Source organism: Polyangium sorediatum (assembly GCF_029946465.1).
Lineage (GTDB): Bacteria > Myxococcota_A > Polyangia > Polyangiales > Polyangiaceae > Polyangium > Polyangium fumosum.
Genome location: NZ_JARZHI010000024.1, coordinates 102,272 through 120,239, shown reverse-complemented (window position 1 = coordinate 120,239; position 17,968 = coordinate 102,272). Strand labels below are relative to the sequence as shown.

The window sequence follows — 17,968 nt, the reverse complement described above, 5'->3', positions numbered from 1 at the left end:
ACGTGTGCCTTTCGGGCTTGAAGCACCTCCGGACGACCTCTGGCATGACGGGTGCAATGTCCGTGATCGTCACCTTTGACAGGAGGCTCTCCCATGAACCTTGGAACCACGCTGCTTCGTTGCGCTTCGCCGTTCGTGTTTATCGCCGTGAGCCTCTATGGCCTGGGTTGCATGGCCGACCCCGAGGAGCCCGGCTGGGATTCCGAGGGGGAGGAGCTCGGGGAGGCTGAACTCGGCATGGGTGGGGATCCGGGGACCAACAACGGCTTACGGTATCGGGTCGCCCATAATCATGGCGTGCAGCGGACCGTTCGTGTGATCGGTCATGCCGCGCTGGCCCCTTCCGGCCTCCTGCCCAGCATGCCCGACATGCCATCGCCTACCGCGGCGGGTGAGTGGGCAGGCGCCAGGGTCGAGTTTCTGGAGAAGCTCATCGGTTGCGCCTTGGCCGAGGGGACCACCGTGGGGGACCCGGGACATATTCTCGGGTACATGACGGGTGGGGGGCTCTCCGTGCCCGTGTTCCAGCAGTACCACGGCGAGATCGGTCTTGCGCCGGACTGGAGGACGCGCGCGCTCACGACGGATGAAAAGAGGTGGGTCACGGCCTGCGTCCTTTCGCGCACCAACCGCTACGGCGCGACGATCAACATCCTGCTCGGAGGCGCTCACCCGGAGATCATCCATCGAGCCAGCGAGGCCTACCCCTACACGGTGCCGGAGTCGACGGTGTGGGGCAATATGTTCGATTCTACGGTGCCCCTGGGTAGCAACACCGAGAGCGGTTACGCGTTCAATGCGTACATCTGTAGCGACGTGACGTTCTGCAGCTTTGCCGAGGGGGCGACCCTCCGGGCATGCGACGAGACATATACGCCCTGCGGCTTCGGCTACATGGGACACTGCGACACCTTCGATGCCTTCTGCAAAGATCCGTTGAATCCGACGTTCGAGGGCTGCTTGAACCGCTCCTACGCGATTCACAGCTACTTGAAGGCGAGCGACGCGACTTGCTTGTGAGCGTCCGCTCCGTCTGACGTCCCTGCGCCGCCGGACACGCGCTCACTCCATGTTCTTCGCCTCCTGAAGGTTCGCCTGATGCGCCGCCGCGAGCCGCGGGTTTTCCCGGATCGCTGCCGCGAACGCCTCGCCCGCCGCGCGCGCGGCTTTTTTTCGATCCTCCCCGCGGGAAGCCTTCGCCCGCAACAGGAGAAGCTCTCCCGTCGTCGAGAACGTCCTCGCGCTGTGTGGATGAATGGCCCGCGCTTTTTTCGCCATGTCGAGCCCCACGGCGACGACGGTGTCCGGCGCCTTCCGGTGCGCCTCGAGCCATCTTGCCTTCGCTGCGTGAATGCGGGCGAGGGTCTGGTAGGGCCGTGGGTCGTTTCGCTCCGTGGCGATCACGGGCTCTAGGACCGCCGCCGCGTCGTCGAACGCTCGCTCGTCGGCCTGGTCCTTCTCGACCTTTGCGAGGACCACGAGGAGGTCCATCCTCGCCGTGAGGTCCTGAAGGTCGAGCCCCGACGCGTCTTTCTCGGCGGCTCTCTTCACGGCGTCCCGCAAGGGCCGGAGGTCGGGGAGAGGTTCGAGCCCCGCGGAGAGCATGTGCTCGAATTCGACCAGCCGGAACTCGGCGAGCTCCATCAGAGGATACACCGTATTCGTGTCCGGCGCCGCGAAGGGCTCGATCTTCTTCACGCCTGCCTCGATCGCTGGGCGAGGGTCCAGGCCGATCGCGTCCTCGTACGCCGCGCGGACCCGCGCGGACTTCGCCGCATAGTAGACGGGCAGGAAGCCTCCGAGCTTTCGCTGTTCGAGCAGCGCGACGGCGTCGGCGAGCGAGGACAGGCTCACCTGAGCGTCGAGCCCGTGGTCGGTCTCGTACACGACTCGGTAGATGGCCGCGCGGATTTTTCCGAACACGGGCAAGGTGAAATTCGGATCCACGGCGATGGCCTGGTCGAATCGCTTCGACGCGCCATCGAGCAACGTTCGAGGGTCGAGCCCATGCAATCGATCGAACTCCGCTTGGAGGAGATACGTCTGCCCGAGTTCGTTCAACGCCCAAGTGAAGCGAGGCTCGATCTCCAGCACCTTCTCGTAGGCCCGGATGGTCTCTCCCGTCTCGACCTGCTCGCCACGGAAGGATTTTCCCGTCGCCTGCGTCTGCAACGTCGTCGCCAGCAAATAACGGGCAAAGCTGTCGTTTGGCCGAATGCGAACAGCCTTCTCGACGGCATCGAGCGCCGCTGCCTCGAGTTTATGGGAGTATGCGCCTGACTGGTTGGCGAACCAGAACCGATAATGCATGGCATGGGCGCGCTGCACCCGCGCCTCTCCGTCGCGCGAGCTCGCCTCCACCGCCCTCGCGCACGCAGCGTCGCCCAGATCGAGCTCCCGATACGGCGGTTTCCCGCTCGCGTCCGTCGCTCGCGCCATCTTCTCCCAAAGCTCACACGCCGCCCGATGCACCTCCGGATCACTCTCGGCCATCTCCGCCGCGACCTTGTATGCCTCGGCCGCCGGCCCGAACGACGCCATCATCTTGTCCCAGTCGAACGCCGCGTCGTGCCGATACTTGCTTCCCTCCGCGAACAACGCATCCGCTTCGAGCTTCTTCGCCTCGTACATCCACGGCGCCTGCTCGAACGCCTCCTTTGCCTTGGCCCGCGCCTCCTCATTCCTCCCCTCGTACAGCGCGATGAGCCCCTCCACATACGCCGGAGCCTCGATATCGGCCCCTCCCGCCGCCCGCAGATGCCCGAGCGCCGGATTCCGGAGCGCCGCCGCGAGCTCCGCCTCCCGCTTCTTGCGCTCCTCCTCGTTCGTGATCCGCTTCGTCTCCGCGAGCGCCCGCCGATAAAGCTCCCCCAGCGTCCGCCCCAGCGCGTATTCGAGCTCCGTCGACCGATAGCCCGCGCCGACTGCCTTCTCCAGATGCTCCCGCGCCTTTTCTGGATCCCCCAGCGCGAGATACCCCCGCCCGAGCGCATAATGCCCCGGGCCCTCGCCGACCGGACCGGCGTCCTTGATGCGCCCTTCGATGGCGGAGAGCTTCCGCCGCACCACGTCCCGCTCGCGCTCCACGTCGTGCAGCGGCAGTTCGTAAGCTGCGCGCAAGAAAAGCTCCATTTCCTTCACCCGCTCGCCGAGCTCTTGCGCGAGCCGCGCCTCGACAGCCGCCTGCTGGCGCGCTTTCACCCATACCCCGCCGAGCGCCAAGGCCGCGACGAACAACACGCCCCCCACCGCCGTCGCGAGCTTGTGTTTCCGCGCTTTTTTCCAGAGCACATATCCCCAAGACGCGCGCCGCGCCTGGATGGGCTCTCCGTCGAGAAACCGCTGCAAATCCGCCGCGAGCGCGCGCGCCGAGTCGTATCGCCGCCCCGGATCCCGCTCCAGGCATTTCATCACGATCGTCTCGAGGTCCGCCGGCACCCCCTTCTTCACCTTTCCAAGCGCCGGCGCGTCCTCGAACGCCACCCTCATCAGGAGCTTCCATGCGTGAGGCGCGACGAAGGGCGGGTGATCCGCGACGAGGTCGTACAACGTCGCGCCGAGCGAATACACGTCCGAGCGTCGATCCAGCGTTCGGACATCGCCCCTCGCTTGCTCCGGCGACATGAACGCGGGCGTCCCCACCACGGCGCCGGTCACCGTCTCTCCGCGGTCCGCGACCTCGCGCGCCAAACCGAAATCCATCACGTAGGGCTTGATGTCCCCGTCCGCGCCCACCTCGACCAGGATGTTCCCGGGCTTCAAGTCGCGATGAATGAGCCCGAGCCGGTGCGCCTCGTGCACCGCGGCCGAGACCTCCCGCATCACCTTCACGCGTTGCTCGAGCGACAGGCGCCCTGCCACCTTCGAGAGCGGCTCGCCCTCGATGTATTGCATCGCGATGAAGGGCTCGCCGTCGGCCTCCCCGGCTTCGTAGATCCGGCAGACGTTGTCGTGCTGGATCTTCGCCTGCGCGCGCGCCTCCTGGAGGAAACGCCGCCAAAGGTCCGGATCGCTGTCTTTGAGCAGCTTCAGCGCCACCGTGCGTCCGAGTCGCGGATCCCGCCCACGATAGACCGTCCCCATTCCCCCTTCGCCGAGGAAATGGATGTCCTCGTACCGCTCTGCGAGGGACGGAGGCACGCCGCGGCGCTCGGGCCGCGGATCCGAAGGTGGGCCGATCTCCGTCGGCGTGAGCGCCGCGTCGACGAGCACCGTGCTGCTTTCCACGTCGACGTCCACCTCGGGCGACGCACGAACGACCCTCATTCAACCTTCCCGTGCAGGCAGGGCATTCCGCGTCAGCACCCTACCAGCCGGGCAGCCTGCGCGGAAGGCCCTCCTTATCGCTCGCGACGCGTGATCGCCCGACGAAATGTTGCGCTCCCGCGACGCCCTGCATCTTTCTGGCATCAAAGCTTGGATCGAGGAGGCTCTTCCAATGGAGCACGCGCTCCCCCACGGAATCGTCGAGGGCCTCTTCCTCACGGTCACCACCTTGAAGGACCCCGGCCACGCGCCAAACGGCCACCATACCCTGGAGCTCTTCACGTTCGTCCCCTACGAACCGTTCGAAGACTGGGCTGGCCATGCTGCGGCCCGGCCCGCGGGATACCACGACCTCAAGGAGCGGCTCGGCGACGCCATGATCGCCGCGGCCGAGCGCATGATTCCGGGGCTCGGCAAGAACCTCACCTTCCGCGCCGTGGGCACGCCCCTCACGAACGATTTTTATTGCGAGACCCACCGCGGCGCGAGTTACGGCACGGCGAAGATCCCCGCCCTGCTCGGCCCCTTTTCGTTCCCCATTCGATCGAGCGTCCCCGGGCTCTACAGCGTCGGCGCGAGCACGCTCAGCCACGGCGTCGCGGGCGCGGCCACCTCCGGCCTCTTCGCGGCGCGGGACATCCTCGGCCTCCGGCGCATCGAGGACCTCCTCGCCCCGTCCGACGGCTCGCTCCAGGTTGTCCTGGCGAGCGACCTCGCGCCCGCCTCCGGGGCCCGCAGACCCGCACATGCCGCGCCGCCCGAGGACGACGCTGACGACGCGCTCGCCTCCTGATCGACGCGGGCCCTTTCCCCCGCCCACCCTTTCCGCTATCGCATGGGCGTCGTGCCCGATTCCCGCCCTGCCTGGTCGCTATTCCTCGACGTCCTCCACGGACCCCGTGCCGCGATGGCCGGCGTCGCGGCGCGCGCGGACCCGCGAGAAGGGCGGGCGGCCATGCTCGTGCTCGGTACTTTGCACGGAGCGTTTTCCCTCCTCCTCTATGTTTCGGGGTATGCACCGCGCTTTGGCGTGCCGGGGCTCGGACGGGACTCGCATTATCTGCTCCAGGCGATCCTCGCCGTGCCGCTGTACCTCGTCCTCTGGCGAATCGGCGGCGGCGTCGCGCACGCCGTCGCGCGGCGCGGGGCGGCGCCGGGCGGGGAGGGGAGCCGGAAGGGCGCGTCCCTCGCCGTCTTTGGCGTCTCGTATGCCGTGCCGATGACGCTCTTCTTCATCGTCCCCGATATCGCCGTCTACCTCGCATTGGGCTTCACGGCCATCGGAAAGGCCATGCGATACTACGCGCCCCTCGCCGCAGCCGCTTGCCTCGTGCTCGGCACGATGGGGTTTTCCCGGGCGCACCCTCTCCGCACGCGGACGGCCTTCCTCGCCGCGCTCGCCGGTTTCGTCACGCAGGCCCTCCTGGGCGCGTTGTTCCTGCGATAGGAGCGAATCGTGGAAGCATCCGACACCCTCGTCCTCCTCGGCTGTGGTTTTACAGGAACGCACGCCGCCAAGCTCGCCCTCGCCGCGGGCAGCCGCGTCATCGGCACCACGCGCTCCCCCGAGCGGGCCGCCTCCTTATCGCGGCTCGGCGTCGACGTCCGCCTCGCGCCGCGCCTCGACGTGGACCTCGTCGCGCCCCTCCTCCGCGAGGACACCCGCGTCCTCGTTACATACCCGCCCGACGACACGACCGACGCTGCCCTCTTGCCTCTGCTCTCCCGCGCGGCGTCCGCGGTCTACCTCTCCTCGACCGGCGTCTATGGAAGCGCAGCCGGCCGGATCGACGAGCAGACCCCTGTGGATCCCAGCGAACCCCGCGCCGCCGCGCGCCTCCGGGCCGAGGCGCTCGTGCGCGCGGCCGGCGGCGTCGTCCTCCGCGCGGCGGCCATCTATGGTCCCGGCCGTGGCCTTCACGTCCGGCTCGCGCGGGGCGAACACAAGATCGCCGAAGGTGGGCAGAGCGTAATCAGCCGCATCCACGTGACGGACCTCGCGCGTTTTGCCCTCGCCGCGCTCGCGCGCGCCCCGAAAGGCGAGGTCTTCGTGGTCGCCGACGACGCGCCCGTCCCCCAGGCCGAGGTCATCGACTGGCTCTGCGCCCGGCTCGGCGTCCCGCGGCCCGTCGAGGTCCCGAGGGCCGACCTCCCTCCGACCCTCCGGAACGACCGCCGCGTCGACGCCGGGAAGATTCGGCAAAGCCTGGGGGTTTCCCTCGATTACCCCACCTACCGGGAGGGGTTCGCGGCCTGCCTCGCGGAGGAGGCGCACCCCCCCGACCTCGTACGAAAATAGTTTGCGTTGCCAACTATTTCGTTTGCCCACCAATGAGGTCGGGCTATCGTCGGCGGTGATGGAAAAGTTGATTCGCGGCCTCATCGACTTTCGTAAGAACAAGCTCCCCGGCCTGGCTCCGCTCTTCAAGGAACTCGCGGAACGCGGGCAAAAGCCGGACGTCCTCTTCTTCGCGTGCGCGGACAGCCGTGTGGTCCCGAACCTCATGGTGTCCACGGACCCGGGGGATCTTTTTGTGGTCCGGAGCGTCGGCAACCTGGTCGCGCCGGCGAACGCGGAGGGCATCTCGGTCGGTGATGTCTCCGAGGCCTCGGCCATCGAGTTCAGCCTGGCCAAGCTCAAGATCAAGCACATCGTCGTCTGCGGCCATTCCCGCTGCGGCGCCATCGAGGCCATCCTCAACGGACGCGAGCACTACAGCTCCTTGCCGAACCTCAAGGCCTGGCTCGCGCATGGCGAGGCTGCCTTTGCGCGCCTCGTGCGCTCGCCGTTCATCAAGCCGGAGCTATCGGCCGTCGATCGCCTCTCCCAGGCCAACGTCCTCCAGCAGCTCGAGCACATCGCGAGCTACGCGAACGTCCGCAAGCTCGTGGACGAGGGCGCGATCACCCTGCACGGCTGGTGGTTCGATGTCGGGACCGGCGACGTCCACGTCTACGACAAGGACCGCGGCGGCTACATCCTTCTTGACGAGGCCGAGGCCGAGCGTGTGCTCGCCGGCCAATCCGCATTCCAGCATAGCTGAGAGCCAGCCGACGCTTCCTCGCGACCGGGCGCGCTTTTTGGTTCACATCGCGCCTCGGAGGGACTCTACCTCGGTGGAGGTCCCATCATGGCAGAGGAGCAAGACCGGACGGAGAGCGCTCCGTCCTTCACGCCCATCCCCCCGGAGGAGCGCAACCCGCTCCTCGACGTGCTCCGCGGGTTCGCGCTGTTCGGCATCCTCGTGATGAACATGCCGAGCTTCGGCCTGCCCGACGGGATCGACGCGCTCGACGAACACTACTTCCCGCGCCTGTACGATCGGGCGGCCGAGACCGTGGCGACCATCGTGTTCGCGGGCAAGGCCAACTCGATCTTCTCGTTCTTGTTCGGCCTTGGGCTGACGATCCAGATGCAGCGCGCGGAGGCGAGCGGCGCGCGGCTCACGCCGCTCTACCTGCGACGTGTCGCCGTGCTCTTCCTGATCGGCGCGGCGCACGCGATCCTCCTCTGGAACGGGGACGTGCTGCACACGTATGCGATCCTCGGGCTCTTGCTGCTCGCCTTGCGTCGCGCCTCCGATCGGCTCGTCCTCGGGCTCATCGTGTTTGCCCTCGTCGCGCCCAGCGTGCGCGGCGTGCTCGGGCTCCTCCTTCATGAGGAGCCCCCTTACCCGAGGTCCTACTGGATCGCGCAGGCGCACGAGCACATGCGGATCTTTTCGACGGGGACCTATGTCGAGCAAATCGCGGCGCGCCTCGATAATTACGCGATCGGCTACGGCATGATCCGGCGCGGCCACGGGATGATCTGGTGGTATTTCTCGGTGAGCATCACGATGCTGCTCGGGTTTTACGCCGGCAGGAAGCGGCTGCTCGAGGACATCGCGGGAAACCTCCCGCGGGTCCGCAAGGTCCTCTGGACCTGCATGGGCCTCGGAATCGCCGCGTCGGTGGGGTTTTCCCTGCTCGTCGCGTTTCAACCGATGCCCCCGCCGGAAGGGCCGACCTGGCGTGGTTTCCTCACGGGCCTCCTGTTCAAGGTGAACCGGCCCCTGCTTTGCGTCGCCTACATCGCGGCGATTGCGCTCCTGCTCCAGACGGAGCGCGGCAAACGCGTGCTGCTCGTGCTCGCGAGCCCCGGCCGTATGCCGCTGACCAATTACCTCACGCAGAGCTTGATCGCGACCACGCTGTTTTATAGTTACGGATTCGCGTGGTTCGGGAAGGTCGGGCCGCTCGCCGGGATCGGCCTTGCGGTCGTCATCTTCACCGTGCAGGTCTTCTGGAGCCGGTTCTGGCTGGCGCGGTTTCGGTATGGCCCGCTCGAATGGCTGTGGCGCGCCGCGACGTACGGCAAGCTGCCGTCAATGCGCCTCGCGCAGGCCCCGGCGCCCGCGCTCCCCCGCGCAGCGACGCCGGGCTCGTAAAGCGCTGCTACCCCGCGGCCCCGCCCGGCAGCCCCGTCGGGTCCGCGTCGTCAGCGTCTTTTGGGTCCCGCCGCCGCCGCGCCGCCGGATCGTCGTACATGAAGGCCACCGTGAACAGCACGAACACGGCCCACATCGCCACGTGGTGGTAGAGCATCGCCATCCCGCCGAAGCGCTGGAAGATCTGGCTCGCCACGAGCGGGCCCGAGAGGATGCCCGCCGCGTAAAACATGTTGTAAATCGAGTTCGCGCGGCCGTAATCGCGCGGCTCCACGATGACGCCCGTGAGGGCCAGCGCGATGGGGGACATCGACGCGAACGACCCGCCCGATCCGAAGACGATGGCGAGCATGAGCCAGTAGTTGTCGGCGTACACGAAGCCGAGCACGCAGAGGAGCCCGATGAACGAGAGCACGCGGACCGCGAGCAGGTGCCCCACGCGGTCCGCGACCCGGCCCGCCACGTTCGAGAAGATCATCATTCCGAGGCAAAAGAGCCCCGGCAGCACGATCGTGCGGTTCTCGGGGATCCCCTTCGACTCGATCAGATAGAGCGGCAGGAAAATCACCACCGCCGCCTGGAAGTAGCCGTACGAGAACGACGCAAAGCACGAGGTCTTGATGCGCCACAGGATCGTGGCGGCCGAGAGCTCCGAGTTCTTTTCGCCTGGCGTTTCCTCATCCGTGCTCGCGCCCTCGACCGGCGGCGCCGGCGGCATCTTCAGCGCGACGTAAAGGCCGGCGCCGAGCGCGAACAGAGCGGCCACACCAAACGAGACGGTCGCGGGGACGAACCGGTCCATGCCCGTCGCCATGAGCGGGCCGGCCACGTATCCGCTCGCGAGCCATATCGCGTACAGGGTCGTGAGATAGGCTTTGTGCTCCTTGCGTGCCTGCGCGAGCAGCACCGTCTCGGAGCTGACCCATATGCCGATCGTGAACAGGCCGTCGATGAAGCGCACGCCCGCGACCGAGGCGAAGGTATGCGCGTGCGGGAACGCGGCGAGGCAGCCCGCGTACCCGATGAGCGACGCGGCGAGGACGCGCTCGGCCGAAAACCGTCGAATGATCGCCCCGACCGGGAGCGCGAAGAGCACGAGCCCCGCGCCGAAGAAGAGGGCCAAAAAGCCGATCGAATCCTTCGAGTACCCCACCCGGTTCAGGTGCACCGCCGTGAGCCCGATCGAGATGCCGCACGCAATCCCGAACGGCAACGTGGTCGCATAGAGACGGCGGAGCTGGGGGGTGACAGGACTCACGCCCGGCCTCTACCATGGCGGCCGCGCGTGGGCTATGTGCCTCTGCTGCGTACGATTTTTCTCATCGACCGCCGCGACGCAGCATGAAAGCCCGCCCGCGGAACGTCGGTCCCGGAGCCGCGTGGTTGTGTGGACGGGAAGCGCCTCCACGGGCTGCGGGCGGGCGAGCCCGGCGCGCATCAATCGGCAGGCTGGCCGACGATGGGGCGAAGGATCGTGGGTTCAGCGATGGGATGCCCGTCAATACGCGTCGCAGGCGCCGGGATCGACCTCGGTCTTGTGGATGACCTCGCCGTTGAAGCGACAGATCTTGCTGAGCGGCGGGTTCGTATTGAGCAAACACTTCTCGAGCGCCTGCTGGCAGGAGAGCCCCGGGACGAATCCACCGCCGCCTTGCTCTTCCGAGCAGAACGTGAACTGGTAATTCCCGACGTCGTCCTTGCCGGCGCACGGGTCCGCGGCCGGCGGCTCGTCGTCGCATTCGAGCATGCTCTCGGCCACGTGGCTCGACTGCGTGTAGCCTTGCTCGACCGCACAGCTCGAATCGGCCTGGAGATCGTCGTGCAGCGTGAATTGCGTGGACTGGTAGCAGCCGTGGAACGAGGTCAGCGCGCGGCCCGTCACGTTCTGCACCGCCGCGACGAGCCCCTGCGTATCGCTGCCGCCCTCCGCGTGCGGCCACGCATACGCATACGCGCCGAGCGAGCCGTCCGGCCCGTCGTGAATCTCGACCGGCACGCCCGCGGGCACGTCGGCCGTTTGATCGTGATACCCGTTCAGGATCACCTTTTCGATCGTGACGCCCTCGGCCGCGGTGACGGTCCAGTGCACCGGCTCGTACGACGAGAGCACCAGGATCGAGCTCGATTGCCGCTCGACGTGCACCGACGCGGCGCCGGCCGGATGGACGCCGCCGCCGTGATCGCCGTGGGATTCGTAGATGCCGATGAGGTGCAGCTCGGAGCCGCAGACCGGAGCGGGGTTCACGACGCCGCCCGGTCCACCCGGGCCGGGCTGGCCGGGCGGGTCATCGCCGCCGCCCCCGATCACGACCGTCCCCTTGCAGCCCAAAAGACCGAGCGTCCCCGTGAGAAAGAGCCCCGCGAGCGTGCGCCCGTACTTCGATAAGATCATTGCCATTCCTCCGCGCGAAAGCCGTGGGGCGGGACCGTAGCATGCGTGGAATGGCTGGAGAAGTGGTGACACGCCGCAGCTCAGGATTTTGGCAGATATCCGCCTACACCTTGCTGCGGCGCGTTGATCCTCAATGGACCGCTTGTGCGCCGCCGCCGGCCGATGCCTCGTCGCTGCCGAGCGGGACGGTCTCTTCCTCGGCCGGCCGCTCTTCCAGCGCTGCGTGGATGACCTGGCTCATGTCCTCGGCGAACACGAACGTCAGCGCGCTCCGCACCTCCTCCGGCACTTCCTCCACGTCGCGCGCATTCTTTTGCGGCAGGATGACCCGCTTGATGCCGGCCCGATGCGCCGCCATCACCTTCGACTTGATCCCGCCGACCGGAAGCACGCGCCCGCGCAGCGTGCATTCGCCGGTCATCGCCGTGTCGCTGCGCACCCGCCGCGACGAGAGCAGCGACGTCAGCGCCGTGAACATCGTCACGCCCGCGCTCGGTCCGTCCTTGGGCACGGCGCCGGCGGGCACGTGGATGTGCAGGTCCTCCTCTTCGAGCTTCGCCGCATCCACGCCGAGCTCCGCCGCGTGGCTCTTCACGTACGAAAGCGCGGCCTTCGCCGATTCTTTCATCACGTCGCCGAGCTGCCCCGTGATTTCCACGCGGCCGCGACCCGGCATCCGGCTCGTCTCGATGAACAGGATGTCCCCGCCCACCGGCGTCCACGCCATTCCAGTGGCCACACCCGGCGACGCCGTCCGCTCCGCCACCTCCGCGAAGAACTTCACCTTGCCGAGGTATTTCCCGAGATCACCCTCCTCCACGTGCAGGTTCGGCTTTTCGTCCTTCGCCCGCGCCACCTCCAGCGAGAGCGCGCGGCAAAGCTTCTTGATCTCCCGTTCGAGCTGACGAACGCCCGCCTCGCGCGTGTAATCGCGCACGATGGCCCGGAGCGCGTCGTCCGTGATCGTCAACGTGCCCTCCGGAATCCCGTGCGCCGCGAGCTGCTTCGGAAGCAGGTGCCGCCGCGCGATCTGCGCCTTCTCGTCCGGCGTGTATCCGGGCACCTCGATGATCTCCAGCCGGTCGCGGAGCGGCGCCGACAGCGTCCCGAGGTCGTTCGCCGTGCAAACGAAGAGCACCTCGGACAGGTCGAACGGCAGCTCCAGGTAATGGTCCTGGAACGTCTTGTTTTGCTCGGGATCCAGCACCTCGAGCAGCGCCGCCTCGGGGTTTCCGGCCCAGCCCACCGCGAGTTTGTCGATCTCGTCGAGCAGCACGACCGGGTTCTTCACCTTCGCCTTCTTCATCCCGTGGACGATCCGTCCCGGCAAAGCCGCCACATACGTCCGCCGGTGCCCGCGGATCTCCGCCTCGTCGCGCACGCCGCCGAGCGCGATGCGCACGAACGGCCGGCCCGTCGCGTCCGCGATCGATTGCCCGATCGAGGTCTTGCCGACCCCGGGCGGGCCCGCGAGGCAAAGAATGCTGCCCTTCGCCGTGCCCTTCAATTTGAGGACCGCGATGTGCTCCAGGATCCGGCGCTTCACGTCGCCGAGCCCGTAATGGTCCTCGTCGAGCTTCTTGCCGACCGCGTCGATGTCGTCCTTCGCGTCCGCCCGCTCGCTCCAGGGCAGCTCCGCGATCCAGTCGAGGTACGTCCGGATCACGTTGTATTCGGCCTGCTGCGGCGAGAGCGCTTCGAGCCGCTTGAGCTCGCGATCGGCCACCGCGCGCACCTCGTCCGGCAAATTCGCCTTGTCGAGCCGCTCGCGCAGCTTGCCCGTCTCGTCGCCTTCGCTCTCGTCGCCGAGCTCCTTTTTGATCGCCCGGAGCTGCTCGCGCAGGATCGCCTCGCGCTGGTGATTGCCGATCTCGCGGCGCACGTCCTGCTCGATCTTGCGCTTCACCTCGGAAAGCGACTTCTGCTCGATGACGAAGCCGGCTACGATGCGCAGCCGCTCGACCACGTCGAGCGCTTCGAGCACGCGCATGTCCTTGTCCGACGTGAGCCCGAGCAGCGCCGAGACCCGATCCGCGAACAGGCCCGGTTCCTCCTCGGCGAGCGAGGGATCGATCGAATTCTCGATTCCGCGGCCGAGCTCACGCACCTGATCGAAGAGCGCGCGGGCGAAGAGCTTGGCCTCCTCGCTCGATTCGCTCCCCTCCGCGGCGACCTCGCCCTCCGCGAGCCAGAACGGGTCGCGACGCACGATTCGATCGAGGCGCATGCGGCCCACGCCCTCGATGACGAGCTTCATGTCGCCGCTCGGCAGCCTCCCCGTCTCCACGACCCGGGCGAACGTCCCCAGGCGATAGAGATCCGCCTCGGACGGGTCGCCGACGTTGCGGTCTTTTTGCGTGAGGACGCCGATCACGTCCCCTTTGCTGAGCGTCCGAACGAGCGCCACCGAGCGCTCGCGGCCGATGGGGAGAGCGATCACCGCGCCGGGAAAGAGCACCCCGTTGCGGAGCGGAAGCACGGGAAACGGAGAAGAGGGCACGCGGGCCCCGTCGCGGAGCGTCGTCATCGTGGGACTCCTTGGGACTTCAGGAAAGAGCGCCTCGCCACGGTCGGCGTCGCCGGTCCGGTGGCACGAGGCGTGAACGAACCATAAATCTGTTCATCGCTCCGTCAACGGGGGGACGTGCAAGAAGGTGACGGGACGGTACGGGAGGCTCGTGGGGCTGCTTCCGGACATGGGCCCTGCGCGCGCGACGTTCGTCTTGACCGCGTAGAGATGATGATTCGCGTGCTGGCGACGCGTATGCTGGTCACGGTGCGGGCAAACTGGACCTCGACGTCGTCGAACCACGGACTTCGCCAACCGCCTTCCGGATGAGAGTCGGGCAGGTCCTCGCGCAGCGATTCCGCATCGACGCCCAGGTCGGCGGCGGTGGCATGGGGCAGGTCTACCGCGCCTTTGATCTCTCCACGGGCGAGGTCGTGGCCGCCAAGGTCCTGAACGACACGTCGACCGAGACCGTGGCGCGCTTCGAGCGAGAAGGCCGGGCCCTCGCGCGGCTCTCGCACCCCGGCATCGTCCGCTACGTGGCGTACGACGTGATGCCGGACGGACAGCCATTCCTGGTGATGGAGTGGCTCGAAGGCGAGGATCTCGCGCACCGGCTCGCGCGGACGCACCTCACGGTCCCCGAGACGATCACGCTCGCCACGGCCGTGGCCGACGCGCTCGGCGCCGCGCACGCGCAGAGCATCGTCCACCGCGATCTCAAGCCCGGCAATGTCTTCCTCGTTGGAGGACGAATCGAGTCGCCGAAGATCCTCGATTTCGGGATCGCGTTTTTCGGAGGCAGCGCCCGCATCACCGCGACCGGCACGATGATGGGCACGCCGAGCTACATCGCGCCCGAGCAGGCGCGCAGCGGCGGCATCGTCGATGCCTCGGCCGACGTGTTCTCCCTCGGATGCCTGCTCTTCGAGTGCCTCTCGGGCAGGCCGCCGTTCCAGGGAGATCACTTCGTCGCGGTGCTCGCGAAGGTCATCTTCGAAGAGGCGCCGCGGCTCTTCGAGCTCGGCGTCGTCGTGCCCCCGTGGCTCGACGAGCTCGTCGCGCGCATGCTCTCGAAGGAGCCCACGCGGCGGCCGCGTGACGGCGCCGTGCTCGCCCGCGCCCTCGAAGCCGAGACGCTCCTCGACGACGACGACCCCGACGACGTGCCGCCGCGCTCGCTCGGCAAGCGCGAGCGTCGCTTCCTCGGCGTCGTGCTGCTCGGCCCGCCCGCGTCCGCGCCGCCCATCACGTCGACCTCGAAGACGCTCGCGGTCTCCACGCCCGACACGATGCGCTCGGTGGTCACGCGGTTCGGCGCGCACCTCGAGCTGCTCGCGGACGGAACGGCCGTCGTGATCCTGGATCACACGAGCGTGCCCACGGACATCGCCGCGCAGGTCGCTCGCTGCGCGCTCGCGCTCCGCGAGTTTTTTCCGGGGGTACCCATCGCTGTGACCACAGGTTGGTGCGAGCTCGGGCGCGGCCTGCCGGTCGGTGAGGCGATCGAACGAGCGCTCTGGCTCCTGCACATGGAGGGCTCGATCCTTGGGCCGCACGTCGCGATCGACGAGACCACGGCGGGCCTGCTCGACAGGCGCTTCGAGATCGTCGACCTCGCGCCCGGCGGCTTCGAGCTGCGCGGCGAGCGTGTCTCGGCCGAAGCCTTCCGCCCGCTGCTCGGCAAGCTCACGCCGTGCGTCGGTCGTGAGCACGAGCTCACCTTGCTCGAACAGAGCTTCGCGAGCGCCGAGGACGAACCGGCGGCGCTCGCCGTGGTGATCACGGGCTCGGCGGGCATCGGCAAATCACGCCTCGTCCACGAGTTCATCGAGCGACGCAAGCGCGCGGCCGCGCCCGTCGAGATCTTGTGGGGTCGTGGGGATCTGCAGCGGGCGGGCTCCACGTTTGGCCTGCTCGCGGACGTGCTCTGGCGTGCGGCCGAGGTGAAGGGCGGCGAGCCGATCGAGGTGCGGCGCGAGCGCCTCGCGGCGTTTGTCGCGCGCCACGTCCCCAAGCGGGATCTGCGCCGCGTGACCGAGTTCCTCGGCGAGCTCTCGGGCATCCCGTTCCCCGACGAAGACAGCCTCCCGCTCCGCGCCGCGCGCCAGGACCCCGAGCTCTGCGGCGAGCAGATACGACGCGCATTTCGTGATTTCTTGCGCGCCCTTTGCGCCGAGCGCCCTGCGCTCCTCGTCGTCGAGGACGTGCACTGGGGCGATCGCGCCTCCGTCTCTGCGCTCGAAGCGGCGCTGCGCGAGCTCGCGGACGAGCCCATCTTGCTCGTCGCGACTGCGCGTCCCGAGGTCGATCAGGTCTTCCCGCAGCTATGGGTCGAGTGTGGCCGCCAGGAGATCCGGCTCAAGCACCTCTCCGTGAAGGCGAGCGCCCGCCTCGCGCGCAAGGTCCTCGGCGAGACGGCGGACGCTCCGCTCGTCGAGCGGCTCGTGGCGCTCTCCGAGGGGCACCCGTTTTTCCTGGAAGAGCTCGTCCGGGCCGCCTCCGAGGGCTCGCTCGGCGAATCCCTCCCGGGCACGATCATCGCGATGGTGCAGACGCGCCTCGAACGGCTCGAGCCCCGCGCGCGCCGGGCCCTGCGCGCCGCGAGCATCCTCGGCGAGGTCTTCTGGCGCGGCGCCGTCGTGCACATGGTCGGCGAGGGTGATCCGGAAAGCGATCCGCTCGCCGCGCTCGTCGCCGGCGAGATCTGCCTGCGGCACCGCGAGAGCCGTTTTTCCGGGGACGAGGAGTACGCGTTCCGCCACGCGCTCCTGCGTGAGGGCGCGTATGCGCTGCTCACGGACGACGATCGGGCGCTTGGCCACAGGCTCGCCGGCGAGTGGCTCGAACGCGCGGGCGAGGCCGATCCGCTCGTCCTCGCGGGCCACTTCGAGCGCGGCGGCCTGCTCGAGCGGGCGGGCACGATGTACATCCGCGGCGCCGAGCAGGCGAGCGCGCGGCGCAATTACCAGGATGCCGAGCGGTACTTCGCCCGCGCTGACGAGCTGCTCGCGGGGCTCACCGCGGCAGCGCGGCGGGCGCGTGGGCTCGCGCGGTTCAAGCGGGGTCGGTACGAGGATGCGGTCACCGAGCTCGCGGCGGCCGGGGCCCAGGCCGAGGCCGCGGGGGATGTCCTCTTGCAGGTCGAGCTCTTGCTCGACGAGGGCATTGTCTTCGACTGGATGGGCGACGTGAAGCGCGCCGAGGAGCGGGTCCTCGCCGCGCAGGCGCGGTACGTCGAGGGCACGTCGCCGCTGGTCGACGCGCGCCTCCTGCTCGGGCTCGGGCGGTCCTCGCACCGCGCCGATCATAATGAAGAGGCGGCCTCGGAGCTCTCGGCCGCCGCGGAGAAGGCGGCTCGGCTCGGGGAGGAGGGCTACGAGACGCGCACGATCGCGCTCCTTTTGCTCGGGTTCATCCTGCCGGGGCTCGGGCGGCTGGAAGAGGCGGCCGCGGTCCTCGACGAGGTCATTCGGGGCTGCGAGGTCCGCGCCGACCTCCTCCACCTCGGCGCAGCGCTCGCCAACCGGGGGCTCGTCCGGGCCTGCCGCGGCGATCGGGCCGGGCTCATTGCCGATTACGAGCAAACCATTGCCATTGGACGGGAGATTGGGCAAACGGCGATCGAGCTCGTGGGGTACTATAACCTCGGGGAATATCTTTATTTGATGGACGACCTCCCCGCAGCCGAGCCGTACATCCGCTCCGCCGCGGCCTTGTTCAAGAAGCCGAACATCGGCGCGCACCCCGCGATCGTCCGGCTGCTCCAGGCACGCCTCGCCGCCTACCGCGGCGACGAGGCGGAGGCGGCGGCCATCGTCGCGGCCATTCGCGCCGAGCAGGTGGAGGGGCGGGCGCAGGGGACCGAGATTCTGGTGCCCTCCGAGGAGGTCCTCTGCTCGATGGTCGAGCTCGCCACGACCGACGCACCGGCCGAGCGCTGGGACGAGCTCGAAGAGCGTTCGGCGCGGTCGTCGGTGGGTCAGGAGCGGATCGAGGTCCTCGAAGCGCGGGCGCTCTCGGCGTTGCGCCGGGGCCGCCGTGACGACGCTGCGCGGCAACTCGAGGTCGCGCTCGACGTCGCGTCACGGGTCGCGACCGTCATGACGCCGCGGCTCCGGCGTGCGCTCGCCGCTGCGAAGTCCTGACGGCGATCGTCCTGTCGTTTCGTAAGGGCCGCGTCAGGCCTTTGCCGTACGCCAATGCGTCGCGTTCGTGCGCCGACGCACCCTTCCTATCGTCGCGTGCGGGGATTGCTCATGTTGAGCAAACTCGGCACAGCGATTTCCGCCATTTTTGTGCTTGCTTCGTTCTAAGAACGCATATAGACATAATGGAATGTCCGGAATCCCTGCATCGTTCGGCTCCGTC

11 protein-coding genes are annotated in these 17,968 nt (G+C 68.2%); 7 read left to right on the top strand and 4 right to left on the bottom strand.

The window, feature by feature from the left end; all coding sequences use genetic code 11:
* The first annotated feature begins 93 nt into the window (after positions 1–93).
* Positions 94–1,020, top strand: coding sequence for a hypothetical protein (locus tag QHF89_RS25670; RefSeq protein WP_136969175.1), 927 nt, complete (start codon positions 94–96; stop codon positions 1,018–1,020).
* A gap of 42 nt (positions 1,021–1,062) precedes the next feature.
* Here QHF89_RS25670 and QHF89_RS25665 read toward each other — a convergent pair whose 3' ends face one another.
* Positions 1,063–4,266 carry a protein kinase domain-containing protein gene (locus tag QHF89_RS25665; protein WP_136969174.1) on the bottom strand — a complete coding sequence of 1,068 codons (3,204 nt, stop codon included), beginning with the start codon at positions 4,264–4,266 and terminating at the stop codon, positions 1,063–1,065.
* A 172-nt stretch (positions 4,267–4,438) separates the two neighbouring features.
* Between QHF89_RS25665 and QHF89_RS25660 the strand changes: the two genes are divergently transcribed.
* From QHF89_RS25660 to QHF89_RS25640, 5 genes are all read left to right on the top strand, one after another.
* Positions 4,439–5,059, top strand: a complete 621-nt coding sequence (locus QHF89_RS25660; protein ID WP_136969173.1) for a phytoene desaturase family protein — start codon at positions 4,439–4,441, stop codon at positions 5,057–5,059.
* Between the two features lie 51 nt (positions 5,060–5,110).
* The gene (locus QHF89_RS25655) at positions 5,111–5,713 is read left to right on the top strand and encodes a YIP1 family protein (protein WP_136969172.1); all 603 of its coding nucleotides are present in this window, start codon (positions 5,111–5,113) and stop codon (positions 5,711–5,713) included.
* Between the two features lie 9 nt (positions 5,714–5,722).
* Positions 5,723–6,565, top strand: a complete 843-nt coding sequence (locus tag QHF89_RS25650; RefSeq protein WP_284720933.1) for an NAD-dependent epimerase/dehydratase family protein — start codon at positions 5,723–5,725, stop codon at positions 6,563–6,565.
* Positions 6,566–6,623: 58 nt separating this feature from the next.
* A complete protein-coding gene (locus tag QHF89_RS25645) occupies positions 6,624–7,310 on the top strand; it encodes a carbonic anhydrase (RefSeq protein ID WP_136969170.1) in 687 nt (228 codons plus the stop codon).
* A gap of 87 nt (positions 7,311–7,397) precedes the next feature.
* Positions 7,398–8,696 carry a DUF418 domain-containing protein gene (locus QHF89_RS25640; RefSeq protein ID WP_136969169.1) on the top strand — a complete coding sequence of 433 codons (1,299 nt, stop codon included), beginning with the start codon at positions 7,398–7,400 and terminating at the stop codon, positions 8,694–8,696.
* Positions 8,697–8,703: 7 nt separating this feature from the next.
* On the opposite strand, the gene QHF89_RS25635 is transcribed toward QHF89_RS25640, so the two are convergent.
* The 3 genes from QHF89_RS25635 to lon form a co-directional block, all read right to left on the bottom strand.
* A complete protein-coding gene (locus QHF89_RS25635) occupies positions 8,704–9,954 on the bottom strand; it encodes an MFS transporter (protein WP_136969168.1) in 1,251 nt (416 codons plus the stop codon).
* Between the two features lie 240 nt (positions 9,955–10,194).
* Positions 10,195–11,088, bottom strand: a complete 894-nt coding sequence (locus tag QHF89_RS25630; RefSeq protein WP_136969167.1) for a hypothetical protein — start codon at positions 11,086–11,088, stop codon at positions 10,195–10,197.
* A gap of 130 nt (positions 11,089–11,218) precedes the next feature.
* Positions 11,219–13,615, bottom strand: coding sequence for an endopeptidase La (gene lon, locus QHF89_RS25625; protein WP_136969166.1), 2,397 nt, complete (start codon positions 13,613–13,615; stop codon positions 11,219–11,221).
* 308 nt (positions 13,616–13,923) lie between these two features.
* On the opposite strand from lon, the gene QHF89_RS25620 reads away from it, so the two are divergent.
* Positions 13,924–17,745, top strand: a complete 3,822-nt coding sequence (locus QHF89_RS25620; protein ID WP_136969165.1) for a serine/threonine-protein kinase — start codon at positions 13,924–13,926, stop codon at positions 17,743–17,745.
* The last annotated feature ends 223 nt before the right edge of the window (positions 17,746–17,968 follow it).

Coding starts and splice junctions, on each gene's coding strand:
- QHF89_RS25670 (WP_136969175.1), top strand. CDS start 94: ATGAACCTTGGAACCACGCTGCTTCGTTGCGCTTCGCCGTTCGTGTTT.
- QHF89_RS25665 (WP_136969174.1), bottom strand. CDS start 4,266: ATGAGGGTCGTTCGTGCGTCGCCCGAGGTGGACGTCGACGTGGAAAGC.
- QHF89_RS25660 (WP_136969173.1), top strand. CDS start 4,439: ATGGAGCACGCGCTCCCCCACGGAATCGTCGAGGGCCTCTTCCTCACG.
- QHF89_RS25645 (WP_136969170.1), top strand. CDS start 6,624: ATGGAAAAGTTGATTCGCGGCCTCATCGACTTTCGTAAGAACAAGCTC.
- QHF89_RS25640 (WP_136969169.1), top strand. CDS start 7,398: ATGGCAGAGGAGCAAGACCGGACGGAGAGCGCTCCGTCCTTCACGCCC.
- QHF89_RS25630 (WP_136969167.1), bottom strand. CDS start 11,088: ATGATCTTATCGAAGTACGGGCGCACGCTCGCGGGGCTCTTTCTCACG.
- lon (WP_136969166.1), bottom strand. CDS start 13,615: ATGACGACGCTCCGCGACGGGGCCCGCGTGCCCTCTTCTCCGTTTCCC.
- QHF89_RS25620 (WP_136969165.1), top strand. CDS start 13,924: ATGAGAGTCGGGCAGGTCCTCGCGCAGCGATTCCGCATCGACGCCCAG.